Here is a 26,081-nt window from a genome sequence, read left to right as displayed (position 1 = left end):
TGCTCCGGCCTAGAGTGCGGGCCATGCGCGCCACCGGGACGACACCGACCGGCACGCCCGGCACGTCACTGCCGCGCTCGGTGCGGATCGGCTACGGCAGCGGGTCGGTCGCCACGGGCGCCTTCGGGACCGTGCCGGGGCTGATGCTGCTGCCCTACCTCACCGACGAGCTCGGCATCGCCGCGATCTGGGCGGGCGTCATCGTGTTCGCCCCCAAGGCGTGGGACGTGCTCCTCAACCCGGTCGCGGGCCGCGTCAGCGACCGCACGGTCGACCCGGCCGGGCCGCGACGCCCCTGGCTGGTGCGGGCGGGCCTGATGCTGGCGGGGGCGTTCGCGCTCGTCTTCGCCGCGCCCGACCTGGGCAGCGCCGCGCTGGAGGCCGCGTGGGTCCTGGTGTTCTTCGTGCTGGCGGCGTCGGCGTACGCGTTCTTCCAGGTGCCCTACGTCGCGATGCCGGCCGAGATGACCGCCTCCTACGACGAGCGCACGCGGCTGATGACGTGGCGGGTGGCCATCCTCGCCCTCACGATCATGCTCGCCGGCGCGAGCGCACCGGTGATCCGCGACGCGGTCGGTGGGCGCGACGGCTACCGCGTGATGGGCGTGGTGATGGCGACGGTGATCGTCGTCGGCGTGCTCAGCGCATGGTGGGGCACCCGTCGTGCCCCGGTCGGGGCGGTCGCGGCGGGCGCGGGTTCTCTGCGCGAGCAGCTGCGGGTCGTCGCCGGGGCCCGCGACTTCCGGGTGCTGCTGACGACGTTCGTCCTGCAGGCGCTGGCGACCGGCTGCATGCTGGCGGGCGTCGACTACCTCGCCGGTGACGTGCTCGGTCGCAGCAGCGCCTCGACGGTGCTGTTCGTCTGCTTCGTCGGCCCGGCGCTGGTGCTGACGCCGGCGTGGACGGCGCTCGGGACGCGTGTCGGCAAGCAGCGCGGCTACGTCCTCGCCTCGCTGGTCCTCGCCGCGGGCGCCCTGCTGGCGGTCACCGCCCGCGTGGCCCCGCCCGCCGTGGTGTTCGCGGCGACCGCCCTGGTCGGCGTCGGCTACGCCGGGTGCCAGGTGTTCCCGATGGCGATGCTGCCCGACGCGGCGGCGGTCGACTCCGCGCGCACGGGCGAGAACCGCACCGGCGTCTACACGGGCGTGTGGACCGCCGGCGAGACCCTGGGCCTGGCCCTCGGCCCGGCGGTGTTCGCCGTCGCACTGGGCCTCGGCGGCTACCTGTCCAGCGAGGGGCGCGAGGTGCGCCAGCCCGACTCCGCGCTGGACGCCATCACGATGGGCTTCTCGGTGGTGCCCGCCGTGCTCACCCTGCTCAGCCTCTGGTGGCTGCGCCAGTACACCCTCGACGCCGCCGAGGTGGCGGCCGCGGAAGGAGCCCTGCATGCCTGACCCGACGAGCCCGCTGGAGAGGTTGCGGGCCCTGCAGGGCGCGGACCTCCCGGTGCACGGCGGCCGCACCCTGGCCTACGTCTACGACTCGGGGGAGCCCGAGGTCGACCGGGTGGCCCGCGAGGCCGTCGCCACCTACGCGGCGTCCAACGCGCTCGACCCGACCGCGTTCCCCTCGCTGCTGCAGATGGAGAACGAGCTCGTCGGCGTCGCCTGCGACCTGCTCCACGCGCCGGCCTCGGCGGTCGGCACCGTCACCTCCGGCGGCACGGAGTCGATCCTGCTGGCCGTGCAGGGGGCGCGCGACAGCCGCCCCGACGTCGTACGTCCGCGGATGGTGCTGCCCGCCACCGCCCACGCGGCCTTCCACAAGGCCGCGCACTACTTCGGCGTGGAGGCCGTGCTGGTGCCGGTCGGTGCGGACTTCCGCGCCGACCCCGCGGCGATGGCCGCGGCGATCGACGACGACACCGTCCTCGTCGTGGTCAGCGCCCCGTCCTACGCCCACGGGGTCGTGGACCCGGTCGCCGAGGTGGCCGCGGCAGCCGCCGCGCGCGGGGTGCGCTGCCACGTCGACGCCTGCATCGGCGGGTGGGTGCTGCCGTACGCCGCCCGGCTCGGCCGCGACGTGCGGCCCTGGACGTTCGCCGTCGAGGGGGTCACCTCGATCTCGGTCGACACCCACAAGTACGCCTACGCCCCCAAGGGGACCTCGGTGCTGGTGCACCGCGACGCCGCGCTGCGCCGGCCGCAGTTCTTCGCCTCGGCCGCGTGGCCGGGCTACACGATGCTCAACGCCACGACGCAGTCCACCCGCTCCGGCGGGCCGGTCGCCGGGACGTGGGCGGTCGTCCAGCAGATCGGCGACGAGGGCTACCTCCGCCTCGCCGGCCGGGCGCTCGAGGCCGTCGACGCGATCGTGGAGATGGTCGGGGCGGAGCCCGCGCTGCGGGTCGTCGTGCCGCCCGACTCCACGCTCGTGACGCTGGCCACCGACGACTCGTGCGACCCGTTCACGCTCACCGACGAGCTCGTCGCCCGCGGGTGGTACGTCCAGCCGCAGCTGTCCTTCGGCGACCACGGACCCACGATCCACCTCTCGGTCAGTGCGGGCACGCTCGCGCACGTCGACGAGCTGCGCACCGCGCTGCACGCGTCGGTGGCAGCCGCGCAGGCGAGCGGGCCGGTGGCGGTCGACGAGCAGGTCGTCGCCTTCATCGAGGCCCTCGACCCGGCCGCGCTGGGCGACGAGGACTTAGACGGCCTCCTCGCGGCCTCCGGCCTGGTCGGCACGTCCGCTGACGGCGACCTCGAGCTGCCCTCGCGGATGGCCGAGGTCAACGCGATGCTCGACGTGGCGTCGCCGGCGATGCGCGAGGCGCTGCTGGTGGCGTTCCTCGACCGGCTGCAGCGCCCGGTGCGCGGGGTGCTCCGATGAGCTCCCTGGCCGCGCTCGTCGAGCAGGGCCGGGTCGCGCCCGACTGGGCCGAGGCGCTGGCGCCCGTCGACGAGCAGATCGCCGCGATGGGCCGCTTCCTGCGCGACGAGGAGGCTGCCGGGCGCGGCTTCCAGCCCTCCGCCGACCGGGTCTTCCGGGCCTTCGAGCGCCCGCTGGCCGACGTACGGGTGCTGGTCGTGGGACAGGACCCCTACCCCAACCCCTCGCACCCGATCGGGCTGAGCTTCGCGGTCGAGCGGCACGTGTGGCCGCTGCCACCGAGCCTGCTCAACATCTACGTCGAGCTGCGCGACGACCTCGGCGTCGTCCCGCCCAGGCACGGCGACCTGTCAGCCTGGGCCGACCAGGGCGTGATGCTCCTGAACCGCGCCCTGACCGTGCGACCCGGCGACTCCAACAGCCACCAGGGCAAGGGCTGGGAGGCGGTGACCGAGCGCGCCATCACCGCGCTGGCCGAGCGCGGCGGGCCGTTGGTGGCCGTCCTCTGGGGCCGCCACGCGCAGTCGCTGAAGCGCCTGCTGGGTCCGGTGCCCGCGGTCGAGTCGGTCCACCCCTCGCCCCTCAGCGCGCGGCGGGGGTTCTTCGGCTCGCGGCCGTTCAGCCGGGTCAACGCGCTGCTCGTCGAGCAGGGCGCCGAGCCGGTCGACTGGTCGCTGCCGGCGTACGACGACGTGCCGCCCCGGTAGTCCACCGGGTTCGGGCAGGTGGACCACCGGGTCCTGGTCGTCGGTCGGCGGCTCGGCCGCCCACTTGCGGGTGGACCACCGAGGGAATATAGTTGAAATCCGGACTATTGAGGTGACCATGACCGACGCGACCGCCGCCCCCATGCCCGCCCTCTACATCGGGCACGGCGCCCCGCCGCTGCTCGACGACCCGACGTGGTCGGGCCAGCTGGCCGCCTGGGCGAAGGACCTGCCGCGCCCCCAGGCGATCCTCATCGTCTCGGCCCACTGGGAGTCGGCGCCGGTGAGCCTGAGCGCGAGCGGCGCGCCGCTGGTCTACGACTTCGGCGGCTTCGCGCCGAAGTACTACCAGATGACCTACGAGACGCCCGACGCCACGGCGCTGGCCCAGCGCGTGGCCGCGATGATGCCCAGCACCGAGCCGGTGCACCAGCACGTCTCGCGCGGGCTCGACCACGGCGCCTGGGTGCCGCTGAAGATCATGTACCCCGGGGCCGACATCCCCGTCCTCCAGATGTCGCTGCCCACCGACGACCCGGCCCGCCTGATGAAGCTCGGCGAGCGGCTGCGGCCGCTGCGCGAGGAGGGCGTGCTGATCATCGGCTCCGGCTTCCTCACCCACGGCCTGCCGTTCCTCGAGGAGTTCCGCATCGACGCAGCGGCGCCCGGCTGGTCGGTCGACTTCGACCTCTGGGCGGCCGACGCCCTCGCGCGTGGTGACGTCGACCTGCTCTCGGACTACCGGGCCAAGGCCCCCGGCATGCCGTACGCCCACCCGACCGTCGAGCACTACACGCCGCTCTTCGTCACGCTCGGCGCAGCGACCGCCGCGGACACCCCCGGCACCCAGGTGATCGACGGCTACTGGATGGGCCTGTCGAAGCGGTCCCTGCAGGTGGCCTAACCTCGGAGGATGCGCGTCCTGTCGATCCAGTCCCACGTCGCCTACGGCCACGTGGGCAACTCCGCCGCCGTCTTCCCGCTGCAGCGCCTCGGCCACGAGGTGTGGCCGGTGCTGACGGTGAACTTCTCCAACCACACCGGGTACGGCGCGTGGCGCGGACCGCTGATCGCGGCCGACGACGTCGCCGCCGTGATCACTGGCATCGGCGAGCGCGGGGCGTTCGAGACCTGCGACGCCGTCCTGTCCGGCTACCAGGGCTCCCCCGAGATCGCCGACGTCATCGTCGACGCGGTCGCGCAGGTCAAGGCCGCCAACCCGGACGCGACCTACACCTGCGACCCGGTCATGGGCAACGCGACGTCGGGGTGCTTCGTCAACCCGGCCATCCCGCCGAAGTACCGCGAGACCGTCATCCCCGTCGCCGACGTGCTCACGCCCAACCAGTTCGAGCTCGGCTTCATCACCGACCGCGACGCGCTCAGCGGCGCGTCGTCGCTGGAGGCGATCCTCGAGGCCGTCGACGAGGTCCGCGCGCTCGGCCCGGCCACCGTGCTGGTGACCTCCGTCATCCGCGAGGGGGCGCCCGAGGACTCGATCGAGATGCTCGCCGTCACCGCCGACGGGGCATGGCTGGTGACCACGCCGCGGCTGCCGATGAAGGCCAACGGCTCCGGCGACATCACCGCCGCGCTGTTCACCGCCCACCTCCACGGGACCGGCTCGCCGGCCGACGCGCTCGCCCGCACCGCCTCGTCGGTCTACGCCGTGCTCAAGGAGACCCTCGACTCCGGCGAGCGCGAGCTGCGCCTCATCGCCGCCCAGGACGCCATCGCGTCCCCCGCGTGCGAGTTCGCGGTCGAGCAGGTGCGCTGACGCTCCACCATGGGATGTGGGGACGTCCTGCACCTTCCTCACGCAACGGCGTACGGGAAGTGCGCACCCGGCGACATCCCATGGTGGAGCAGCAGCAGCACGAGGGAGACGTGCGCTCCGGAGCCGGTGACAGGAATCGAACCCGCGACATCATTATTACAAGTAATGCGCTCTACCAACTGAGCTACACCGGCGTGCCCGGACCGTTCGCGACCGGGCGCGCGCCATCCTAGGTGAGCACCGCCTGCGCGAAGCAGCCGAGGCTGGGAGGATGGGCCCCGTGAGCCTGCTGCACCTCCCCCACCACGACGGGTCGCCGATCTACCTCGACGACGAGGCACCGCGGCTCGGTACGTCGGTGCGGGTGCGGGTGCGCACCCACCCCGCGCACCCGGTCGACGCGGTCTGGCTGCGCACGACGTTCGACGCCGAGCCGGTCTACCACCAGATGCACCCCACCGACGGCGGCTGGTGGGAGGGCTCCCTGCCGGTGCACAACCCGGTCACCCACTACCGCTTCCTCCTCGTGCGCGGCGAGGACCAGGAGTGGCTCACCGGGCGCGGGCTGGTCCAGCACGACGTGCCCGACGCGGGCGACTTCAAGGTCTGCGCCTTCGACCCGGCGCCCGACTGGGGCCGCGACGGCGTCGTCTACCAGGTCTTCCCCGACCGCTTCGCGCGCTCCGCCGCCGCCGACGAGCGGGAGGTGCCGGCCTGGGCGGTGCCGGCGGAGTGGGACGACGAGGTGGCGTTCGAGCCCCACGACCCGCGCACCCCGCTGCAGTTCTACGGCGGCGACCTCGACGGCGTCGTCGAGCACCTGGACCACGTCGGGGACGTGGGGGCCGACATCCTCTACACGACGCCCGTCTTCCCGGGCGAGAGCAACCACCGCTACAACGCGACGACGTTCAGCGAGGTCGACCCGCTCCTCGGTGGCGACGAGGCCTACGCCCGGCTCAGCAGCGCCGTGCACGCCCGCGGCTGGCGGATCCTCGGCGACCTCACGACCAACCACACCGGCGACACCCATGAGTGGTTCCGCGCCGCGCAGGCCGACCCGACCGACCCGCACCGCACCTTCTACTACTTCGACGAGGCCGGCGGCTACGCGTGCTGGATGGGGCACGGCACCCTCCCCAAGGTCAACCACGCCGACCCCGACCTGCGTGCCGCGATGGTGGAGGGCCCCGACTCGGTGGTCGGGCGCTGGCTGCGGCCGCCCTACGACGTCGACGGCTGGCGCATCGACGTGGCCAACATGACCGGCCGGCTCGGGGCGATCGACGTCAACCACGAGGTCGCGCGCGCGGCCCGGCGCACCGCGGCCGAGCTGCGCGAGGACCCGCTGGTGATCGCCGAGCACAACCACGACGCCACCGGTGACGTCGACGGCGACGGCTGGCACGGGTCGATGAACTACTCGGGCTTCTCCTGGCCGGTGTGGTCGTGGCTGCGCGACCCGGCCTCCCCCGCCCGCCCGTTCGGTCGCCCCGCCGCGGTGCCGCGGCGCTCGGGCGAGCGCGTGGTGGCCACCTTCCAGGACTGGCTGGGCTCGCTGGGCTGGCGCGCGACGAGCAGCAGCTGGAACATCCTCGGCTCCCACGACTCCGCCCGGATCCGCACGCTGGTGGGCGGCGACGCCGCGGTGCACCGCGTCGCGGCGGGGCTGCAGTTCCTCCTGCCGGGCGTGCCGATGGTGTTCGCCGGCGACGAGATCGGCCTCGAGGGCGTGCTGGGCGAGGACTCGCGCCGGCCGATGCCGTGGCACGCGCCCGAGCGCTGGGACCGCGAGACGCTCGCGGCCTACGGCGCGCTGGCCGGGCTGCGACGCTCGCGGGCGGCGTTCCTGCGCGGCGGGCTGCGCTGGGCCCACGTCGACGACGACACCATCGCGTGGCTCCGCGAGCACCCGGAGGGCACGGTGCTGGTGGTGGCGCGGCGCGCCGGCGGCGAGGCGTTCACGCTCCCCCTCGCCCGCGGGACCCACCTCTTCGGCACCGAGCCCGGGGGCGCCGACCTGGAGCCCGGTGACGGCGGCGACGGCGGCGTGGTGGTGCCGTCGTCCCCCGGCGCCCGCCTCGACGTCTGGTCCGTGGCCGAGCAGTCGCAGTAGTTTGCCGACATGGCGCTCCGCATCACCGCGAGCCGACCCGACCCGGCCGTCCTGACCCTCCCGTGGGGCACCCCGCTGGAGGAGTGGCCCGACGACGTCGTCGTGCCGCTGCCGCGCGGCCTGTCGCGCCACGTGGTGCGCATCGTCCGCCTCGGCAGCAACGTCTACGCCGTCAAGGAGACGCAGGACGACATCGCCTTCCGCGAGTACCGCATGCTCCGCGACCTCCAGCGGATGGGAATGCCGTCGGTGGTCCCGCAGGGCGTGGTCACCGGCCGCGAGGGACCCGACGGCGAGGAGCTGCCCGCCGCGCTGATCACCCGCCACCTGCAGTTCTCCCTGCCCTACCGCAGCCTCTTCAGCCGCGGGGCGACGGCGGAGGACGTGCCGCTGCTCGTCGACGCGATGGTCGTGCTCCTGGTGCGCCTGCACCTCGCCGGCTTCTACTGGGGCGACGTGTCGCTGTCCAACGTGCTGTTCCGGCGCAACGCCGGCGAGTTCGCGGCCTACCTCGTCGACGCCGAGACCGGTGAGCTGCACGACGTCGTCGGCGACCGGTTGCGCGAGTACGACATCACCGTGGGGTGCGAGAACATCTTCGCCGAGCTGATGGACCTCAGCGCCAGCGGAGCCGTCCAGCAGCCGATCGACGGGTTCGCCATCATCGAGCACCTCCGCGGCCGCTACGAGGCGCTGTGGCGCGAGCTGACCGACCTCGAGGAGTTCAGCGCCGAGGAGATGTGGCGCATCGAGCGGCGCGTCGAGCGGCTCAACGACCTGGGGTTCGACGTCGACGAGCTCGACATCGTCACGGACCTGGGCGGGGACACCATCCGCATCCAGCCCAAGGTCGTCGACCTGGGCCACCACGCCCGCGAGCTGCAGGCGCTGACGGGGATGTCGGTGGAGGAGAACCAGGCGCGTCGCATCCTCAACGACCTCGCCGCCTTCACCGCCCACTACGACCTCGGCCGCGAGGACCGCCACCTCGTCGCCAGCCGCTGGATGCACCAGATCTTCGAGCCGATCATGGCGCTCATCCCGCCCGACGCGACCGGCAAGCTCGAGCCGGCGGAGGTCTTCCACGAGATCCTCGAGCACCGCTGGTACCTCTCCGAGCAGGCCGGGCACGAGGTCGACATCCACGACACCGCCCGCGACTACATCGAGCGGTTCCTCACCCGGCGCCCCGACGAGGCGATCACGGGGCAGGAGTGACCGGCGCCCAGTCCCCCACGAGCCACGACCCGTCGGTGCGCAGGCGCACCAGCTGCAGCCCCACCGGGCGGCCGTCGGCGTAGGTGACGAGGCTGACCTCGGCGTCGCGGCGCGGCTTGCTGCCCACCGCGATGGCGTACGCCGCGCCGCCGGTGGTGCCGTTGGTCCAGGTCCAGCCGACCTCGCCGTCCTCGCCCTCGACCGCGTCGGGGCCGGCGTGCACGTGGGTGTGGCCGCCCACCACCAGGTCGACGCAGCCGCGGTTCAGCGCCTCGCGACCGAGGTTCGCGTCGTGCACCAGCACCGTGCTCACCCGCTCGCCGTCCTCCTGCGCCGCGCACGCGGCGTCGGCCAGCCGGGTGCCGACCTCGGTGAAGCTGAGGCCCGACTCGTCGCGCCAGCTGCCCAGCCCGCTGGAGCGCGGGTCGTCGACGCCGAGCAACGTGCCGCCCCAGGGTGCGTCGACGACCTCGCCGTCGAGCATCGTCCAGCCCCGGTCGGCGAGGTAGGAGCTGACGAACGACCCGTGGTCGTGGTTGCCGGCGACACCGAAGCGGTCCCAGTCGTCGAAGGTGCCGGCGAGGGAGTCGAGGCTGAAGGCCTCCCAGGGCTGGCCGGTCGAGGTGTCGTCGCCGGCGTCGAGGACCACCGTGGCCCCGGCCGCCTCGCCGATCGCCCGCGCCACCCGGTCCATGCCGATGTTGTCGTGCCGGTCGCTGACGAGCAGCGCCAGGGTCTCGCCGTCCTCGGGCTGGCGCACGTCGAGGTCGGCCGCCTCCTCGGCGGCCGTGGAGTAGAACGCCTTGCTGCGGTCGTAGGTGTCGACCGCGCTGAGGACGAGCTTCTTGGTCTCGGTCGTCACCGGCCCGACCCGCACCTCGATGTCGCGCGCCTCGGCCGGCAGCGTGACGTCGGGTCCGGCGAGGTCGGCGAGGGTCTGCCACGACTCCTGCTCGTCCTGGGTCCGCTCGTCGGACTCCCACGGCTGCCAGAGCAGCACGGGCAGGGACACCAGCAGGACGGCGGCGACGGCGCCGCGGCCGGTGCGTACGCCGCGGAACAGCTCGCCGCGCCGGTGGGGGCCCAGCAGCAGGTAGACCGCGACCGGGATCAGGCCCGCGGCCAGGCCGCGCACCGCCGCGGAGACGGCCATGTCGACGACCACCGCGCGCACCTTGCCCACCTGCGCGGTCGGGTCGTTGGCGATGAAGCCGTAGCGCTGGACGAGCTCCTCGATCGAGCCGACCTCGGTCTTGCCGAGGGTCAGCGTCACCCCGACCGGCCCGACGTCGCGGAACCGGAAGTCCGGCAGCAGCGGCCCGGTCTGCACGACCGCGTCACCGGTCGTGGTCGGGCGCACGACGGTGTCGTGGCCCACGAGGACCACGGTGCGGCTGCTGCTGAGGAACAGCGAGACCGCGACGGTCACCCCGATCACGACGGACACCGCGAGCAGCAGCGCGCCGGCGAGGAGGCGGCGCGACCTGCCGGCGCGAGGTGCCCGAGGGCCGTCGGTCATGCCAGGCGGGCCTGCGAGATCGCGTAGAGCGCCACCGAGGCGGCCACGCCGGCGTTGAGCGACTCGAGCTGCCCGGCCATCGGGATCGAGACGATCTGGTCGCACGTCTCGGCCACCAGCCGGCCCAGGCCCTTGCCCTCGGAGCCCACGACCACGACCAGGGGGCCCTCGGCGAGGCCGCCGGGCGCGACGAGCTCGGGCAGCGACAGGTCGCCGTCGGCGGCGAGGCCGACGACCATGCAGCCGGCGTCCTGGTAGGCCTTGAGCTGGCGGGTCAGGTTGACCGTCTGCGCGACCGGGAGGCGGGCTGCGGCGCCGGCGCTGGTCTTCCACGCAGACGCGGTCATGCCGGCCGCTCGACGCTCGGGGATCAGCACGCCGTGGGCGCCGAACCCGGCGGCCGAGCGGATCACCGCGCCGAGGTTGCGCGGGTCGGTGACCTGGTCGAGCGCCACGACGAGCGCGGGCTCCCTGTCGTGCGCCGCGCGCTCGAGGAGGTCGTCGGCGTGGGCGTACTCGTAGGCGGGCAGCCGCGCGGCGAGGCCCTGGTGGACGGCGCCGGAGGTCATCCGGTCCATCTCGTTGCGGGTGACCTCGAGGAGCTTGACCCCCTGCTCGGCGGCGAGCTTGAACGCCTCGCGCAGCCGGTTGTCGCGCTCGGCGCCCTCCGCGACGTAGACCGCCGTCACCGGCACGCCGGCCTGCAGCAGCTCGACGACGGAGTTGCGGCCCGCCGCCCACTCGGCGTCGGACGACGTGCGCCGGCGCGGGGCCTGCTTGGCCTTGTCGCGATCCGCCTTCGCAGCCGCCTTGTGCGCCTTGTGGTACGGGCGGTCGACCGCCTTGGGCGTCGGCCCGCGGCCCTCGAGACCGCGGCGCACCCGGCCGCCGGAGCCGGCGGTGGGGTTGCCCTTGCCGGTCTTCTTGATGGCGCCCTTGCGCTTGCTGTTGCCTGCCACGTCACACGCTCCCGGACCCGAGGGTCCACTTCGGGCCGGTCGGGGTGTCCTCGACCTCCACGCCGGCCGCCTTGATCTGATCCCGGATCGCGTCCGCACGCGCCCAGTCCTTCGCCTCGCGCGCCGCGGTGCGGTCCGCCAGGAGGCCCTGCACCAGCGCGTCGACGACGGCGGTCAGCCGGTCGTCGCCGCCGGTCGTGCGCCACGCCTCGTCGGCGGGGTTGAGGCCCAGCACGTCGAGCATGGCGATGACCTCGCCGAACTTCTGCCCCAGCGCCTCGGACGGCCCCTCGGCCAGCAGCCGGTTGCCCTCGCGGACCGCGTCGTGGATCACCGCGACGGCAGCCGGGGTGCCGAGGTCGTCGTCCATCGCGGCGACGAACGCGTCGGGCATCGAGGCGAACCAGGAGCCGACGACCGGTGCCGCGCGGTCGAGGAAGTCCTCGATGCGCCGGTAGGCCTTGGCGGCCTCCTCGAGCGCCTCGAAGCTGAACTCCACGTGCGAGCGGTAGTGGGCCGCGACCATGTAGTAGCGCAGCTCGACGCCGCGGACCCGCTCCAGCACCGAGGGCACGAGCAGCGAGTTGCCGAGCGACTTGCTCATCTTCTCGCCCGCCGTGGTGATCCAGGCGTTGTGCAGCCAGTAGGACGCGAAGGGCCGCCCGGCGGCGCGGGACTGGGCCTGCTCGTTCTCGTGGTGCGGGAAGCGCAGGTCGACGCCGCCTCCGTGGATGTCGAAGGCGGGGCCGAGGTACTTCCCGGCCATCGCCGAGCACTCGATGTGCCAGCCCGGACGCCCCGGGCCCCACGGCGAGGGCCACGACGCGGTGCCCGGCTCGAACTCCTTCTTCCAGCCCTTCCACAGCGCGAAGTCGCGCGGGTCGCGCTTGCCGCGCGGATCGGCGTCGCCGGCCGGCTCCATGTCCTCGACCTTCTGGCGGGTCAGCTCGCCGTAGGCGGGCCAGCTGCGCACGTCGAAGTAGACGTCGCCGCTGCCGTCGTCGGCGGCGTACGCGTGACCGCGGGCGACGAGCTGCTCGATGAGCTCGACGATCTCGGGCACGTGGCCGGTGGCGCCCGGCTCGTAGGTCGGCGGGAGGACGTTGATCGAGGCCAGCGCGCTGTCGAGCGCGCGCTTCATCGACGCCGCGAGGGCGTACCAGTGGACGCCCTGCTCGGCGGACTTCTTGAGGATCTTGTCGTCGATGTCGGTGACGTTGCGGATGAAGTCGACCTCGTGCCCGGTGGCGGTGAGCCAGCGGCGCAGGACGTCGAAGTTGACCGCCGACCGGACGTGGCCGACGTGCGGCTCGGACTGGACGGTGAGACCACAGACGTAGATGCCGGCCCGGCCCGGGACGAGGGGGACGAAGTCGCGCGTCTCGCGCGTGGCGGTGTCATGGAGCCGGAGTGTCACCCGGTCGATCCTAGTGGCCCCCCGCCGAACTCCCCGCTTCGCGGCGGGGACCCCGGGACGCACGACGTCCCGGGCCGCGTGGGCGACCCGGGACGTCCTGCTCGTGCAGTGCCGTCGGTCAGCGGCGGACCTTCAGCGTGGTGGTGTCCTCGCCGCGGAGGGTGTGCTCGTCGCCGAGGTAGGTGACGGTGACCTTCCACGTGCCGGGCTTGCCGACAGCGACGCGGGCCACGGCGGACCCGCCGTCCAGGGACGTGCGGACCGTGATCTCCCGCTTGCCCTGCTCGAGCACGATCTCGACCTTGCCGGTGGCGCGGTAGCCGTCACCGACGACGTCGACCGCGATCCTGGCCTTGTCGCCCGCGTCGATCCGGTCGGGGCGCTCGACCTTCACCTTCGGCTTCGCCTTCGTGACCGTGACGGTCACCGTCCCCTGCGAGGGGGCGTACGACGCCGAGCCGAGGTACTTCACCACGAGCACGTGGCGACCGACCTCGAGCGACCGCGGGGCCAGCGCCACGCGGGCCGAGCCGCCCGCGACGGTGGCCGTGCCGATCCGGGTGGCGCCGTCGTAGAGCTCGACGGTGCCGGTCGCCGCGGACGGGGCCACGGAGACCGCGACCGCGCCGGCCCTGGCCCACTGCACCGAGGTGTCGGTGCCGGTGACCGTGGTGGCGGTCGGCTGCGGGACGGGCTTCGCCGTCACCGTGATCGACACGGTGCTGGACGAGGCGGTGACGTCCGTCGATCCTGCGTAGCGGACCTCGACGGCCTTCGACCCGACCGCGGCGAACGGGCCGACCGCGAGGGTGGCCTGGCCGTCGACCAGGGTGGCGGTGGCCAGCTGCGCGCCGTCGAGCCAGGCGCTCACCTGGCCGGTCGGGACGACGCCGGTGCCGGTGACGGCGACGGCGATCGAGCTGGTGCCGCTGTCCTGGACCACCGAGGCCGGGGTGGCCGTGGCGGTCGTGGTCGAGGTCGCCGGGACCACCTGGACCGTGACGGTGCCCGTGCTGGCCGCGTGGGCTGCGTCGCCGAGGTACTGGAGCGTCAGCGTGTGGCTGCCCACGCCCAGCGTCCGGGCGCCCACCGTGATCGTGCCGGTGCCGCCGACGACCGTGCCCTGCCCGACCCTGGTGGCGCCGTCGTAGAGCTCGACCGTGCCCGTCGCCGTGCCGGGCGTGACCGTCACCGCGACGGAGCCGGCCTGGCCCCAGGTGATCGGGTCGGCCGTGCCGGTCACGGTGGAGGTCGCCGCCGCCACGGTGACGGGGAGGTGGGCGACCGTGCCGGTGGTGGCACCGGTGAGGGTGAACCACTGCGTGCCCGCGGGGAGGCCGGCCGGCAGCGTGAAGCTGACGGTCGCCGCGCCCGGCACGTCGTACGGCGTGGTGGGCAGGGTGGAGGTGACCGGGGCGGTGCCGAGGTCGGCGCCGCCCAGCGAGACCGTCACCTGGGTGTCGACCTCGTCGGTGATGTCGGCCGAGGTGCCGCCGCCGGTCATCGACAGGGAGTCGACCGGGACGGTGACGGTGTCACCGGGGGCGAACGGTCCGGCGGGGGCCCGGGCGCCCACGCCGTGCTGCGCGTAGTCGACCGCGAGCGGCTCCGACGACGCGTGGGCGGCCAGGTAGTCCACGGTCGCCTGCAGGTCGGTCTTGCCGGTGTCCTGGCGTCCCGTGCCCAGCGTCAGCGCCCGGAAGTTGTCGCCTCCGGAGGCGATGAAGCTGTTGGCCGACACGGTGTAGGTGGCCGTGGGGTCGACGGCGGCGCCGTCGAGCCACATGCCGGTGATGCGGTTGCCCTCGCTCCGGGTGGCGTCCTCGGTCCAGGTGAAGCCCTTCGAGGTGCCGAGCCGCAGGAACGGCCGCGACGGGATGTTGCCGTCGGGGTCGCGCTGCCACTGCTGCTCGAGGAGCAGCTTGAGCTGGGCGCCGGTCAGGTCGACCGTCACCAGGGTGTTGGCGAACGGCTGGACGTTGGCCGCCTCGCGGTAGGTGACCGGACCGGGACCGTCGGCGGTGCCGACCAGGTCGTCGCGCAGGCCACCGGGGTTCATCACGCCGATGTCGGCGCCGGTCTCCTCGCGCTGCATCTCCGCGACCAGGTTGCCCAGGGTGGACTCACCGCCGCGGTTCTCCACGACGCCGCTGGCCGGGTCGACCCGGCGAGCGCGCTTGAACGGCGCCTCGACCCGGCCGAGCTCGACCGAGCCCTTGTCGTTCGCGACGACGACGGCGGCGTCGACGACCGCCTTCGTGGCGGCGTCCTCGTCGTAGTCCTTCATCGCCAGCACGTGCTGGCGGATGCCCACCAGGGTGTCCGTGCCGGGCTCGAAGTCGAACTGCAGCTGGTTGAGGTACGAGCCGTACTGGCCGGCCGAGACGACCGGGCGCTCGAGCGCCTTGCCGGCGACCGGGACCTTGCAGTTGTACTTCAGGTGGGTGTGCCCGGAGATGATCGCGTCGACGTCGTCGCTGGTCTCGTGGACGATCCGCCCGAAGGTGCTGTCGGTGTCGCTGCCGATGGTGGCGCAGCTCGGGCTCGGGGCGCCCTCGTGGACCAGCTCGACCACCAGGTCGCACGGCTGGCCGCCGCACCCGTCCTCCTTCAGGTCGGCCGCGGCGGCGTTGACCTCCTCGACGACGCTGGTGATGGCCAGGCCGCGGATGGCGTCGGGCGAGACCAGGGAGGGCAGGTCCTCGGTGACCGCGCCGACGAAGCCGACGCGGATGCCCGCGCCACCGTCGAGGTCGTCGAAGCTCTTCCACCAGGTGGCGCCGTTGGCGTGGGCGAAGTTGCCGTCGGTCCGCTCCGACCCCAGGGCGTAGTCGCCGTCGGCGTCGCGGACGTTGGCCGCGAGGTAGGGCCAGTCGGCGCCGCCCTCGGGGTCGTCGGCCGACATGATGCGGTCCATCAGGTCGTCGTAGCCCTGGTCGAACTCGTGGTTGCCCGCTGCGGACACCTCGAGGCCGGCCTCGTTCATCGCGTCGATCGTCGGCTTGTCGTCCTGGATGAACGACTCGAACGTCGAGGCGCCGACGATGTCGCCGGCCATCACGAAGGTCGTGTCGGGGTTCTCCGCCCGCAGGCCCTTGACGGCGCCGGCCATCGCGGCGGCACCCGCCGACGCGCTGCCCGGGTCGTCGAGCAGGCGACCGTGGAAGTCGTTCGAGGCCAGGACCTGGACCGTGTCGACCGCGGGGGGAGCCGCGGAGACCGGCGCCGTGATCCCGATGATCTCCGGGTTGTGGTCGGAGGACCGGAAGGCGGTCTGGTCGTAGAGCGGCGTGACGTTGTAGTTGTAGCGGGAGTACTCGTAGTAGATCGGCTCGTTGGCGTTGATCGGCCAGATCGTGGCGCCCTCGACGAGGCCGAGGGCCGCGTCGTTGGCGAAGACGTGGTCGAGCGAGCCGGCGAGGCCACCGTAGAAGTAGCTGGTCTCGCCGTTGTCGGCGTCGAGGGGGTTCCAGCCCAGGCCCTCGAGCGTGGTGATCGGGTCCTCCTGCGAGTACGAGTTGTAGTCACCGGTCATGAAGACCGACGCGATGCCCTTGTCCTCCACGAGCGCGTCGGCGAAGGCGTCGAGCGCCCTGGCCTGGCGGATCCGGTCGCCGTTGTAGGAGCCGGCGCCGTTGCCCGTGTCCTCGTTGTCCGTGCCGGCGATGGTCGACGGGTCGTCGGGACCGCCCTTGGACTTGAAGTGGTTGACGATCACGAGGAACGCGTCGTCGTGGGTGCCGCCGACGTGCTTGAAGCCCTGGGCGAGCGGCTCGCGCGCGTTGCGGAACGGCGGGGAGTTCACGAGGATCTCCGAGCGACCGACGGTCTCGACCACCCGCGGGTTGTAGATGAACGCGGAGCGGATCGCGTCCTGCTCCTGGATCGTCGGCTGCGCTTCCGCACGCGGGGTGGGCACGTAGGCCCAGCGCTTGCCGAGGGTCTGCGGGTCCTGGCCGGGGTGCGTGGCGTCCCAGTCGGCGTTCAGCGCGGCGACGAGCACCTTCAGGGCCGCGTCACGGTCGGAGTAGCCCAGCTTGACCGGGTTCTCGACCTCCTCGAGGCTCATCACGTCGGCGTTCATCGTGTTGATCGCCGCGACCTCCTTGACCTGCTGGCGGCTGAGGCTCTCGCTGGTCGCGGCGCCACGCGGGCCGATGTCGGGCAGGGCGCCCGGGGGCTGCGTGCGCGGGTCGCGCCAGGTGCAGGTGTTGGCCGTGAGCGGGACGCCGTTGCGGTCCTTGTAGGTCGTGCAGGTGCGGTTCGTGCCCGGGTAGGCGTCGCCGCCGGTCGCGACCCACTGGTCCACGGGGTGGACGAAGTAGTTGAGCATGTTGAACGTGGCGATCTTGAGGTTGCCCTGAGCGCCGAGGACGTCGTCGGGCGCCGCCGGACGGTCCTGCTCGAAGGCCACCTGGCCGCTGCCGTCGTTGCCCGGCTGGATCCGGCTGGAGGGCTGGAGGCGCCAGCTGTTGAACCGGTAGTCGAGGACGACCGGCTTCACGAAGGTGGCGTGGGCGCCGCCGCGGACGGTGTTGGTCAGCGTCAGCCACGGGTAGGCGGTGGTGGCGGTGTAGGTCACCGTCGCGCCGTCGTCGAGGACGACGCCGTGCGCGTCGTTGAACGCGTTGATGGCCGCGATCTGCGCGGTCTCGGTGGGACGGACCCGGTCGAGGGCGATGTAGAGCGGCTCGTCCGAGCGCATCGCGACCTCGAACTCGCCGCGCATCGACGACGAGCCGACACCGCCGCTGTAGGAGTCGGTGACGGTGTGCGTGCCGGACGGCAGGAAGGACTCGAACTCGTGGGCCTCCCGCAGGGCGTCGAGCTCGGCGCCGCTGGGGCAGCTGCCCTGGGCGCAGTCCGTGCCGGGGACGACGGTGCCCGGGGTGACCGCCTGCTCGGCGGTGGCGGGCTGGCTGGTGACGAAGTCACCGTTGGTCACCGTGACCTGGGTGGCGCCGTTGAACTCGCTGACGCGACCGCTCGCGATGGTGACGACGTCACCGATGGCGGGCAGCGTGTAGCCGACCGTGCCGCCGGCGTAGACGAAGACGGCGTCGGAGGCCTGGGGCGTCGCGTCGTCCTCCGGGTCGTAGCCCGGGGTCTGGATCACGAAGCCGTTGATGCCGCCGTCGGGGTAGCGCGCGGTGACGGCGCCCGTGACGGCCACGTCCTGGCCGTCGAGCGGCGAGGTGGCGCCCTCTCCCTGGATCTCGGGGATGGTCTTGAGCGGTCGGACCGGGATCTCCGACACCACGAGGTCGAACTGGGTGGTCGCGGTCGCCGAGGCGCTGTCGGTGACGGTCGCGGTCACGGTGGAGGTGCCGAGCGTGGTCGGGGTGCCGGAGACGACACCGGCGGCGCTGACCGAGATGCCGTCCGGCGTCCCCGAGGCCGTCCACGAGTACGGCGCGGTCCCGCCCGTGGCCTGCAGGGCGATGGGGGCCATCGCCTTGGTGACGTAGAGCGTCCTGTCACCGGGGTCGGTGGCGGCGAGAGGGGTCGACGAAGCCGCCTTGTTCGTCGGGGACGGCGGCAGCGCGCTGCTCGACCCCGTGAAGTCGTTGGCGTTGTTGTCGGTGTCGTTCTGGGTGCGGATCGCCGTCGCGGTGTTGGTCGGCGCGCCGGCGCGCACGGCGCCCTCGAAGGTGTTCGACCCCCCGTAGCCCAGCAGGTCGATGACGTTGGTCGCGCCGTTGGTCGCGACATCCCCGGCGGGGAGCTCGGTGGCCGTCAGGGCCGTCGCCTTGTTGGCGAGGATGACGGTGCCGGTCGTGCCGCTGAGGTTGATGCTGCTGGTGGCGTCGGGAGTCACCGGCAGGGACGTGCCTCCGGCCGTGGCGGCCATCCCGATGAGGAAGTAGCTGCCAGCGGGGACAGAGCCGGTGAGGGCAGTGACCCCGCTGGGGGCCGCGGTGCCGGTCGCGGACCGGTACTGGACCGACTTCCCGTCCAGTGAGATCGCTGCGGACGTCGGGTTGTAGATCTCGACGAAGTCCTGGTTGTAGAGGTTGGTGGCGCTGTTCCCACCGAAGACCTCGGTGATGACCAGTCCTGTGCTGGGCACGGCGCTGGCCGGGGCACTCAGCCCAAGAGCCAACGGCGTGGCCACCAGGGCCACGAGGGAAGCGAAGCTGGTGGCCCGTCCGGGCATGCGTGCAGACAAGTTCTGTGTGTCCCTTGGTCAGGGGCCGCCGAACGTGGGGGTGGCGACCGGAGCACACGCTAGGTGTCCTGTCAGACATGTGGCACATCCCACCCCATGAACTCATCCCTCAAATTGGTGAACATTCGCCCTAGTCCGGTGACATCTGTGACTCGCGGGACGCATGGGACTTCTCGGGGTACCGTCGACCGGTGCTCCGACCCCCTTCCCGGCTCCTGCCCCTGCTCCTCACCGCGCCCCTCGCCCTCGCCCTCGCCGGCACGACGGTCCCGGCCGCCCAGGCCTCCGGTGCGGCCGACACCCCGGCCGCCGCGGCCGCGCGGCGGGCGACGCCGCAGGTGCAGCTCACCTCGTGGAGCACCTACCGCGACCTCAAGGCGGGCCAGCGTCGCGGACTGAAGCTCGGTCGCGGACAGGTCACCCTGCAGGACCCGAGGCCGCGCACGGTCGCAGGTCGCTCCTTCGACGCCGGGACCTGGACCTCGCCGTGGGCCGACCTGCCGTTCGGCGCCACCCAGCTGGTGCCGAGCTGGGAGGCGACGACGCCCGGGCGCAGCATGGTGCGGGTCGAGGTGCGCGGGCGCACGGCCGCCGGGACCACCGGCTCGTGGGACACCGTGGCGGACTGGTCGACCGGCAACCGCCCGGTGCCGCGGACGACGTACTCCGGCCAGGCCGACGACCTCGGAGCGGTCAACGTCGACACGTGGGTCGCCAGCACGTCCGTCACGTCGTGGCAGGTGCGGGTGACCCTGCTGCGCCCCCGCGGCGGCAGCCAGGCGGTCGGCCTCGAGCGCGTCGGCGCGGTGGCGTCGGTCGACGCCTCCACCCCGCGCCCCACCTCCACGCCCGGTCCGGCCGCCGGCACCGTCCTGCCGGTGCCGACGCTGTCGCAGATGGTGCACACCGGCCACTACCCGCAGTGGGGCGGCGGCGGCGAGGCGTGGTGCTCGGCCACCTCCACCGCCATGGTGCTCGGCTACTACGGCGTGGCCCCGACGCCGACCGGCATCACGCCCGGCCACGCCGACGCGGTCGTCGACCACACCGCGAAGATGGTCTACGACCACGGCTACGACGGGACCGGCAACTGGGCCTTCAACACCGCCTACGCCGCGACCCTCGTCGCCGGCGACTCCTACGTCACCCGGCTGCGCGACCTGCGTGAGGCCGAGGACTACATCGCCGCCGGCGTGCCGCTGGTGGTGTCCGTCGCCTTCGCGAGGGGCGAGCTCACCGGCGCGCCGATCTCGGCCAGCAACGGTCACCTCCTCGTCATCGTCGGCTTCGAGGCCGACGGCGACGTCGTGGTCAACGACCCGGCCGGCGCCGACGACGCACAGGTGCGGCGGGTCTACGACCGCGCCCAGCTCGAGCGGGTCTGGATCGCGGCGAGCGGCGGCACGGCCTACGTCATCCGCAACGGCTGAGCGGGCCGCGCCGACCTCAGGAGGCGCGGATCCCGATCGTGTGCAGGCCGGTCGCGCCGTCGGGGTCCGGCGCGCGCACGACGCTGGTCTGGGTCTGGCCGTCCTTGCCGATCGCCCGCACCCGGACCTCGTGGTCGCCCTCGGCGACGTCGACGTCGACGGCCCACTGCACCCACGTGTCGACCGACGGCGTCGCGGCGAGCCGGGCGCGCTGCCACGAGCCGCCGTCGACCTGCACCTCGACGGCCTCGACGCCCGTGTGCTGGTGCCAGGCGACACCGCCGAACGTCACCTGGCCGGCCTCGACGTCGTCGCCCGAGCGGGGGACGTCGATGCGGGAGGCGATCTTGACCGGGCCGAGCTCGGACCAGCCCTTGTCGGTCCAGTAGCCCATCGAGTCGGCGAAGGTGCTCACCTCGAGGTCGACGACCCACTTGGTGGCCGAGACGTAGCCGTAGAGCCCGGGCACGACGGTGCGCACCGGGAAGCCGTGCTCGATCGGCAGCGGGCGCCCGTTCATCGCCACGGCCAGCATCGCGTCGCGGTCGTCGGTCAGCGCCTCGATGGGCGTCGCGCACGTCCACCCGTCGTGGGAGGTCTGCAGGACGCAGTCGGCAGCCGGGTCGACGCCCAGGCCTGCCAGGAGGTCGGCGAGGCGCACGCCGCTCCAGCGTGCGTTGCCGACCAGCCCGCCCCCGACCTCGTTGCTCACGCAGCTGAGGGTGATCCACGACTCGGTCATCCGGCGCGCGACGAGGTCGGAGTAGCTGAGGACCAGCTCGCGCTCCACCATGCCGTGGATGCGCAGCGACCACTCGTCGGGCTCGATGGTGGGCTTCGCGATGGTCGTGTCGATCAGGTAGAAGTCCTCGTTGGGCGTCTGCCACGTCGCCACGCCGGCCACGCCGATCGACGTTGCGGCCGGGGGCTCGCGCCGGGTCACGCCCGGGATCCGCAGGAGCCGGCGGCTGGCCTCGACGTGACGGCGACCGGCACCGACGAAGCGGCCCGCGACGGCGATCCCCACGCTGGCGACGGCGACGACGCCGGCGACCATGACGAACACCCGCCGCTCGCGCGACTCCAGCTCGGGCCGGCGCTGCTCGCGACGCAGCGCGTCGATCAGCGCCGAGTGCACGGCGATCCAGGTCATCAGCCCCACCAGCACCGGCACGGCGTCGACGACCCCCGCTCCGCGCTGGGCGGCGACCGCGCCGAGCCCCGCGGCGGCCAGGGCCAGCCAGACGAGCGTCGGCTGCCACCAGCCCCGGGCGGCGAGCCTCCCGGCCCACGCGAAGAGGGCGAGGAGGAGCAGCAGGATGACGGCGACGAGGAAGGGCTTGTCGAGGTGGCCCAGGACCGAGATGGCACGCTCGGCGAGCGACCCGGGGGTCAGCCGGATGACGAGCTCGGCGACGGCGACGAGCGGCGACTCGCGGATGGTCAGCACCATCGCGGTCGCGTAGCTGGTGGCGAGGCCCGCGCAGCCGGCGAGGACACCGGCCAGCGCCCAGGGCGGGCGACGAGTGGTCACGGCTCCATTGTGTCCCGTGCTCGGGCATGATGCCGACGTGACGTCCTCCACCGGCGCCTCCGCGCCCCTCCCCCGCACCGGCATCGGCACCGACGTCCACCGCCTCGTGGCCGGGGTCCCGATGCACCTGGCGGGCCTCCACTGGCCCGACGAGCCCGCCGGGCTGGACGGCCACTCCGACGCCGACGTCGCCGCCCACGCGCTGTGCGACGCCCTGTTCTCGGCCGCCGGCATCGGCGACCTCGGCACGCACTTCGGGACGTCGGAGCCCGAGTGGGCCGGTGCATCGGGCGCCACCCTGCTCGGCGAGGCCGCCCGCCGGGTGCGCGCGGCCGGCTTCGAGATCGGCAACGTCGCGGTCCAGGTGGTCGGCAACGTCCCGCGGCTCGGTCCGCGCCGCGGCGAGGCGGTGGCCGCGCTGACCGAGGCGGTCGGGGCACCGGTGAGCCTGTCGGCCACGACCACCGACGGCCTCGGCCTCACCGGCCGCGGCGAGGGCGTGGCCGCGATCGCCACCGCCCTGGTGGTGCCCGCCTGATGCCGGTCGCCGTCGTCGTCCTCGGCGCGGGCTCGGGCAGCCGCGTCGGCGCGGAGGTCAACAAGGTGCTCCTGCCGCTGCGCGGCGTGCCGGTGCTGGTCTGGTCGCTGCGCGAGGCGCTGGCGCTCGACGACGTACGACGGGTGGTGCTGGTGGTGCGCCCGCAGGACCGCGAGGCCGTGGCGGAGGCGGTCGCGCCCCACCTCGGGGAGCGCGAGGTGCTCGTCGTCGACGGTGGCGCGACCCGGCACGCGTCCGAGTGGGCGGCGATCCGGGTCCTCGCCGACGACGTCCGGGCGGGTGAGGTCGACGTCGTGGTCGTGCACGACGGCGCACGTCCGCTCGCGGGTGCCGCGCTCTGGAGCGACGTGGTCGCGGCTGCGCGCGAGGTCGGCGGCGCCATCCCGGTCGTGCCGGTGACGCACCTGCTGCACGCCGACCTCTCCCCCGTCACGGAGCAGGTCGGCGGGGTGCAGACGCCCCAGGCCTTCCGCGCCGCGGACGTGCTGGCGGCCTACGCCGACGCCGACCGCGACGGCTTCGAGGGCACCGACACCGCCGCCTGCGTGGCGACCTACCGCGCGGTGGACGTGGCGGCGGTCCCCGGCAGCGCCACGAACCTCAAGGTGACCTTCCCGGAGGACGTCGCGCTCGCCGACGAGCTCGCCGGGCTCACCGCGCCATGGTGGTGAGCGCCTCGAGCAGCCTGACGTCGTCGGGCCCGGAGACGCGGCGACCCTCGGGCGGCGCCGGGAGCACCTCGACCCGCTGACCCGCGGCGGTGAGGTCGGCGACGGCCCGGGCCAGGTCGGTCGACGGTCGCTGCGCCAGGTGTGCGAGCACCGCCGCAGGGACGACGAGCGGCGAGGTGACCGCGTGCAGGTCGTCGCGGTCGAGGGTGGCGCCGACGAGGCCGTCGGCGACCGTCTTGACCGTGTCGGTCACCGGCCGGACACCCACCACGGGGCGGCCGGTGGCACGCGCGTGGTCGAGGCAGTCGGTGAGGAAGGAGGTGGGCGTCATCGGGCAGAGCGCGTCGTGGAGCACCAGGTCGCGGCCCGAGCCGGCGATGTCGTCCCACGCGACGCTGGCGTCGACCAGGTCGACCTCCGCCTCGCCCAGCGCCCAGGCGGCGCAGGCGACGAGCGCCTCGCCGTGCAGGAGGGCGTACGGCAGGGAGCCGCGGTCCTCGTCCAGAACGAGACCGAGGCCCCGGGGAACGTCGTCCCAGGGGCCTCGGTCGAGGTCGTCGCCGCTCAGGAGGCGAGCACCTCGTCGAGCATGGCCTCGGCCTTGTCCTCGTTGGTCTTCTCGGCGAGCGCGAGCTCGGAGACGAGGATCTGGCGGGCCTTGGCGAGCATCCGCTTCTCGCCGGCCGAGAGGCCGCGGTCGCGCTCGCGGCGCCACAGGTCGCGCACGACCTCCGACACCTTCATGACGTCGCCGGAGTGCAGCTTCTCGAGGTTGGCCTTGTAGCGTCGCGACCAGTTGGTCGGCTCCTCGACGTGGGCGGCACGGAGGACGTCGAACACGCGGTCGAGGCCCTCCTTGTCGACGACGTCGCGGACTCCGACGAGGTCCAGGTTGCAGGCCGGGACCCGCACGACCAGGTCCTGCTGGGCGACGATCCTGAGGACGAGGTACTGGCGGTCCTCCCCCTTGATCTTCCGCATCTCGATGTCCTCGATGACTGCGGCCCCGTGATTGGGATAGACGACCGTTTCGCCGACGGTGAAAGTCATATGTTCAGTTCCCCTTCCTAGGTGACCATTCTAACACGGGTTCGAATGGTCCTCTGTTCGCGTTTCCGCAGGTCAGAGGCCACTTCCGGGCTTGACAGATCGCCTGTTCCTGTGGTGCGCGAGGCTCCCGGGGGACCGTCTGGTCCATACTCCGTCCATGCCGAGTGCCCCCGCGCTGCCCCTCCTCCGCGCCGCGCACCCCCGGCAGGCGGTGGGCACGGCGACTGTGCTGGCGGCGGGTGCCGCCGTCGCCGGGCGCCCGCTGCGGGAGGTGGCGCTGGTGGGCGCGACGGTGCTGGTCGGGCAGGCCGTGCTCGGCTGGCTCGACGACCTCGCCGGCCGCGACCGCGACGCCCGGCGTCGCCCGGGGCGTCCACTGCCGGCCGGGCTCGTGGACCCGGGCACGGTCTGGTTCGCGGTGGCCTGCGGCGTGCTGCTGGTCGTGCCGCTCGCGGTCGCCAACGGCCGCAGCGCCGCGCTGGCCTACCTCGCCTCCCTCGCCGTGGCTGCGGTCGGCGACCGGCTCCTGCACGCGCGTCCTCTCTCCTTCGTGCCCTGGGTCGTCAGCTTCGCGCTCTACCCCGCGTTCCTCGCCTACGGCGGGTGGGGCGGGGTCGGCACCTCCACGCCGCCGACCGCGGTGATGACAGGGCTCGCCGCCGCCCTCGGGCTCGCGGTCCACGTCCTGCTCGCGCTGCCCGGCCTGGTGGACGACCACGAGGAGGGCGAGCGGTCCCTGCCGATGGTGCTGGCGCTGCGCACCGGCACTCCCCGGCTGCTGCTCACGACCTCGGTCGTGACGGGGCTGCTGGCGGTCGCCGTCCTCATCGCGGGGCAGACGGTCGGACTGGCCTGAGCCGACGCTAGGCTGTGCGCCATGCAGCTTCGACACCTCGCGGCCGGCGCAGCGGTGCTGGCGTTCGCGCTCTCCTCGTGCGGCTTCGACTACGCCACCGAACGCGACTACACCGTGGCCGGTGGGGTCAACAACCGCGAGGGCGACGTCGACGTGCTGTCCGCGGTCGTCGTGTCGGCCCAGGAGGGCTCGGGCACGTTCGTCGCGTCGCTGGCGAACAACGACACCGAGACCGAGCAGACCTTCACCGCCGTCTCCGGCGACGACGGCGCCACCATCTCCTCCTCCGACTTCGAGCCGGTGCAGATCGCGCCCGGCGGCCTGGTCAACCTGGCCGACCCGCCCGCCGCCATCGTGCTCACCGGTGACTTCGCCGCCGGCGACTTCGTCCCGCTGACGATCGACTTCGGCAACGGCGACCGCGTGATGATGCAGGTGCCGGTCGTGCGCGACGACTTCGGCTACTGGGAGGGCATGGACGCCTCCGGCTCCACCGACACCACCACCGACACCACCACCGACACCACCGACACCACCACTGACACCACCACTGAGGACGACGCCTCATGACCCACACGCTGGTCCTGCTCCGCCACGGCGAGAGCGAGTGGAACGCCAAGAACCTGTTCACCGGCTGGGTGGACGTCGCGCTGACCGAGAAGGGTCGCGGCGAGGCGGTCCACGGGGGCCGGCTGCTGCGCGAGTCGGGCGTGCTGCCCGATGTCGTGCACACCTCGCTGCAGCGCCGCGCGATCAACACCGCCGCGCTCGCGCTCGACGCTGCCGACCGCCACTGGATCCCGGTCAGGCGCTCGTGGCGGCTCAACGAGCGCCACTACGGCGCCCTCCAGGGCAAGGACAAGAAGCAGACGCTCGACCAGTACGGCGAGGAGCAGTTCATGCTCTGGCGCCGCTCGTTCGACGTCCCGCCGCCGCCGCTCGACGACACCGACGAGTTCTCGCAGGCCGACGACCCGCGCTACGCCGACCTCGGCGACGACATGCCGCGCACCGAGTGCCTCAAGGACGTCATCGCGCGCTTCCTGCCCTACTGGGAGTCCGAGATCGTCCCCGACCTGCAGTCCGGTCGGACGGTGCTGGTGGCCGCCCACGGCAACAGCCTCCGGGCGCTGGTCAAGCACCTCGACCAGATCAGCGACGAGGACATCGCCGGGCTCAACATCCCCACCGGCATGCCGCTGGTCTACCGCCTCGACGACGACCTGCGGCCCACCGTGGCCGGCGGCGAGTACCTCGACCCCGAGGC

20 protein-coding genes and 1 tRNA gene are annotated in these 26,081 nt (G+C 73.3%); 13 read left to right on the top strand and 8 right to left on the bottom strand.

What is annotated here, in order from left to right; all coding sequences use genetic code 11:
• The first annotated feature begins 23 nt into the window (after window positions 1-23).
• The 5 genes from ACFFJG_RS13730 to pdxY all read left to right on the top strand — a co-directional run bounded on the left by ACFFJG_RS13730 (window position 24) and on the right by pdxY (window position 5,316).
• On the top strand, window positions 24-1,394 hold the full coding sequence (locus ACFFJG_RS13730) for an MFS transporter (protein ID WP_378519285.1): 1,371 nt from the start codon (window positions 24-26) through the stop codon (window positions 1,392-1,394).
• On the top strand, window positions 1,387-2,832 hold the full coding sequence (locus ACFFJG_RS13725; RefSeq protein WP_378519284.1) for a pyridoxal phosphate-dependent decarboxylase family protein: 1,446 nt from the start codon (window positions 1,387-1,389) through the stop codon (window positions 2,830-2,832). The genes ACFFJG_RS13730 and ACFFJG_RS13725 overlap by 8 nt, the downstream gene beginning before the upstream one ends.
• Window positions 2,829-3,539 carry a uracil-DNA glycosylase gene (locus ACFFJG_RS13720; protein ID WP_378519283.1) on the top strand — a complete coding sequence of 237 codons (711 nt, stop codon included), beginning with the start codon at window positions 2,829-2,831 and terminating at the stop codon, window positions 3,537-3,539. Before ACFFJG_RS13725 ends, ACFFJG_RS13720 begins: the two co-directional genes overlap by 4 nt.
• A gap of 118 nt (window positions 3,540-3,657) precedes the next feature.
• A complete protein-coding gene (locus ACFFJG_RS13715; RefSeq protein WP_378519282.1) occupies window positions 3,658-4,443 on the top strand; it encodes a dioxygenase family protein in 786 nt (261 codons plus the stop codon).
• Between the two features lie 9 nt (window positions 4,444-4,452).
• Window positions 4,453-5,316: a pyridoxal kinase PdxY gene (pdxY, locus tag ACFFJG_RS13710; protein ID WP_378519281.1), complete on the top strand. Its 864-nt coding sequence runs from the start codon at window positions 4,453-4,455 to the stop codon at window positions 5,314-5,316.
• A 121-nt stretch (window positions 5,317-5,437) separates the two neighbouring features.
• Here the strand turns inward: pdxY and ACFFJG_RS13705 are convergent.
• Window positions 5,438-5,510: transfer RNA gene (locus ACFFJG_RS13705), tRNA-Thr, on the bottom strand.
• An 86-nt stretch (window positions 5,511-5,596) separates the two neighbouring features.
• On the opposite strand from ACFFJG_RS13705, the gene ACFFJG_RS13700 reads away from it, so the two are divergent.
• Window positions 5,597-7,432: a glycoside hydrolase family 13 protein gene (locus ACFFJG_RS13700; RefSeq protein ID WP_378519280.1), complete on the top strand. Its 1,836-nt coding sequence runs from the start codon at window positions 5,597-5,599 to the stop codon at window positions 7,430-7,432.
• A gap of 9 nt (window positions 7,433-7,441) precedes the next feature.
• Entirely contained in the window at window positions 7,442-8,650 is a 1,209-nt protein-coding gene (locus ACFFJG_RS13695) for a DUF4032 domain-containing protein (protein ID WP_378519279.1), read from the top strand.
• On the opposite strand, the gene ACFFJG_RS13690 is transcribed toward ACFFJG_RS13695, so the two are convergent.
• The 4 genes from ACFFJG_RS13690 to ACFFJG_RS13675 form a co-directional block, all read right to left on the bottom strand.
• Entirely contained in the window at window positions 8,634-10,169 is a 1,536-nt protein-coding gene (locus ACFFJG_RS13690) for a metallophosphoesterase family protein (protein WP_378519278.1), read from the bottom strand. The two genes, ACFFJG_RS13695 and ACFFJG_RS13690, sit on opposite strands and share 17 nt — an antisense overlap.
• Window positions 10,166-11,128, bottom strand: coding sequence for a 23S rRNA (guanosine(2251)-2'-O)-methyltransferase RlmB (gene rlmB, locus ACFFJG_RS13685; RefSeq protein WP_378519277.1), 963 nt, complete (start codon window positions 11,126-11,128; stop codon window positions 10,166-10,168). Before rlmB ends, ACFFJG_RS13690 begins: the two co-directional genes overlap by 4 nt.
• 1 nt (window position 11,129) lies before the next feature.
• On the bottom strand, window positions 11,130-12,545 hold the full coding sequence (gene cysS / locus ACFFJG_RS13680; protein ID WP_378519276.1) for a cysteine--tRNA ligase: 1,416 nt from the start codon (window positions 12,543-12,545) through the stop codon (window positions 11,130-11,132).
• Between the two features lie 118 nt (window positions 12,546-12,663).
• Window positions 12,664-18,702 carry an ExeM/NucH family extracellular endonuclease gene (locus ACFFJG_RS13675; protein WP_378519275.1) on the bottom strand — a complete coding sequence of 2,013 codons (6,039 nt, stop codon included), beginning with the start codon at window positions 18,700-18,702 and terminating at the stop codon, window positions 12,664-12,666.
• A 203-nt stretch (window positions 18,703-18,905) separates the two neighbouring features.
• On the opposite strand from ACFFJG_RS13675, the gene ACFFJG_RS13670 reads away from it, so the two are divergent.
• Window positions 18,906-20,144, top strand: coding sequence for a C39 family peptidase (locus tag ACFFJG_RS13670; protein ID WP_378519274.1), 1,239 nt, complete (start codon window positions 18,906-18,908; stop codon window positions 20,142-20,144).
• 16 nt (window positions 20,145-20,160) lie between these two features.
• Here the strand turns inward: ACFFJG_RS13670 and ACFFJG_RS13665 are convergent, their stop codons facing one another.
• A complete protein-coding gene (locus ACFFJG_RS13665; RefSeq protein WP_378519273.1) occupies window positions 20,161-21,678 on the bottom strand; it encodes a molybdopterin-dependent oxidoreductase in 1,518 nt (505 codons plus the stop codon).
• 37 nt (window positions 21,679-21,715) lie between these two features.
• On the opposite strand from ACFFJG_RS13665, the gene ispF reads away from it, so the two are divergent.
• Window positions 21,716-22,216, top strand: coding sequence for a 2-C-methyl-D-erythritol 2,4-cyclodiphosphate synthase (ispF, locus tag ACFFJG_RS13660; RefSeq protein WP_378519272.1), 501 nt, complete (start codon window positions 21,716-21,718; stop codon window positions 22,214-22,216).
• Window positions 22,216-22,908, top strand: coding sequence for an IspD/TarI family cytidylyltransferase (locus ACFFJG_RS13655; RefSeq protein ID WP_378519271.1), 693 nt, complete (start codon window positions 22,216-22,218; stop codon window positions 22,906-22,908). Before ispF ends, ACFFJG_RS13655 begins: the two co-directional genes overlap by 1 nt.
• Here the strand turns inward: ACFFJG_RS13655 and ACFFJG_RS13650 are convergent.
• Together ACFFJG_RS13650 and ACFFJG_RS13645 are read right to left on the bottom strand one after the other, a co-directional pair.
• Window positions 22,889-23,287: a 2-C-methyl-D-erythritol 4-phosphate cytidylyltransferase gene (locus ACFFJG_RS13650; protein WP_378519499.1), complete on the bottom strand. Its 399-nt coding sequence runs from the start codon at window positions 23,285-23,287 to the stop codon at window positions 22,889-22,891. The genes ACFFJG_RS13655 and ACFFJG_RS13650 overlap by 20 nt on opposite strands.
• A gap of 185 nt (window positions 23,288-23,472) precedes the next feature.
• Window positions 23,473-23,958 carry a CarD family transcriptional regulator gene (locus tag ACFFJG_RS13645; protein WP_121141777.1) on the bottom strand — a complete coding sequence of 162 codons (486 nt, stop codon included), beginning with the start codon at window positions 23,956-23,958 and terminating at the stop codon, window positions 23,473-23,475.
• Between the two features lie 157 nt (window positions 23,959-24,115).
• Here ACFFJG_RS13645 and ACFFJG_RS13640 point away from each other — a divergent pair, with 157 nt between their 5' ends.
• From ACFFJG_RS13640 to ACFFJG_RS13630, 3 genes are all read left to right on the top strand, one after another.
• Window positions 24,116-24,814: a UbiA family prenyltransferase gene (locus tag ACFFJG_RS13640; RefSeq protein WP_378519270.1), complete on the top strand. Its 699-nt coding sequence runs from the start codon at window positions 24,116-24,118 to the stop codon at window positions 24,812-24,814.
• Window positions 24,815-24,835: 21 nt separating this feature from the next.
• The gene (locus tag ACFFJG_RS13635) at window positions 24,836-25,384 is read left to right on the top strand and encodes a hypothetical protein (protein ID WP_378519269.1); all 549 of its coding nucleotides are present in this window, start codon (window positions 24,836-24,838) and stop codon (window positions 25,382-25,384) included.
• Window positions 25,381-26,081: phosphoglyceromutase (locus ACFFJG_RS13630; RefSeq protein ID WP_378519268.1), on the top strand; the 701-nt coding region annotated here is incomplete at its 3' end. The genes ACFFJG_RS13635 and ACFFJG_RS13630, both read left to right, overlap by 4 nt.

Origin of the sequence: Nocardioides zeicaulis (assembly GCF_042432345.1) — a bacterium.
Classification (GTDB): domain Bacteria; phylum Actinomycetota; class Actinomycetes; order Propionibacteriales; family Nocardioidaceae; genus Nocardioides; species Nocardioides zeicaulis.
This window is presented reverse-complemented; position numbering and strand designations above follow the sequence as displayed.

Excerpts from the sequence above, each read along its gene's own strand:
- ACFFJG_RS13690 (WP_378519278.1), bottom strand. The coding sequence starts at position 10,169 with ATGACCGACGGCCCTCGGGCACCTCGCGCCGGCAGGTCGCGCCGCCTC.
- ACFFJG_RS13725 (WP_378519284.1), top strand. The coding sequence starts at position 1,387 with ATGCCTGACCCGACGAGCCCGCTGGAGAGGTTGCGGGCCCTGCAGGGC.
- ACFFJG_RS13645 (WP_121141777.1), bottom strand. The coding sequence starts at position 23,958 with ATGACTTTCACCGTCGGCGAAACGGTCGTCTATCCCAATCACGGGGCC.
- ACFFJG_RS13695 (WP_378519279.1), top strand. The coding sequence starts at position 7,442 with ATGGCGCTCCGCATCACCGCGAGCCGACCCGACCCGGCCGTCCTGACC.
- ACFFJG_RS13655 (WP_378519271.1), top strand. The coding sequence starts at position 22,216 with ATGCCGGTCGCCGTCGTCGTCCTCGGCGCGGGCTCGGGCAGCCGCGTC.
- ACFFJG_RS13715 (WP_378519282.1), top strand. The coding sequence starts at position 3,658 with ATGACCGACGCGACCGCCGCCCCCATGCCCGCCCTCTACATCGGGCAC.
- ACFFJG_RS13635 (WP_378519269.1), top strand. The coding sequence starts at position 24,836 with ATGCAGCTTCGACACCTCGCGGCCGGCGCAGCGGTGCTGGCGTTCGCG.
- ACFFJG_RS13730 (WP_378519285.1), top strand. The coding sequence starts at position 24 with ATGCGCGCCACCGGGACGACACCGACCGGCACGCCCGGCACGTCACTG.
- ACFFJG_RS13675 (WP_378519275.1), bottom strand. The coding sequence starts at position 18,702 with ATGCCCGGACGGGCCACCAGCTTCGCTTCCCTCGTGGCCCTGGTGGCC.
- ACFFJG_RS13640 (WP_378519270.1), top strand. The coding sequence starts at position 24,116 with ATGCCGAGTGCCCCCGCGCTGCCCCTCCTCCGCGCCGCGCACCCCCGG.
- pdxY (WP_378519281.1), top strand. The coding sequence starts at position 4,453 with ATGCGCGTCCTGTCGATCCAGTCCCACGTCGCCTACGGCCACGTGGGC.
- ACFFJG_RS13720 (WP_378519283.1), top strand. The coding sequence starts at position 2,829 with ATGAGCTCCCTGGCCGCGCTCGTCGAGCAGGGCCGGGTCGCGCCCGAC.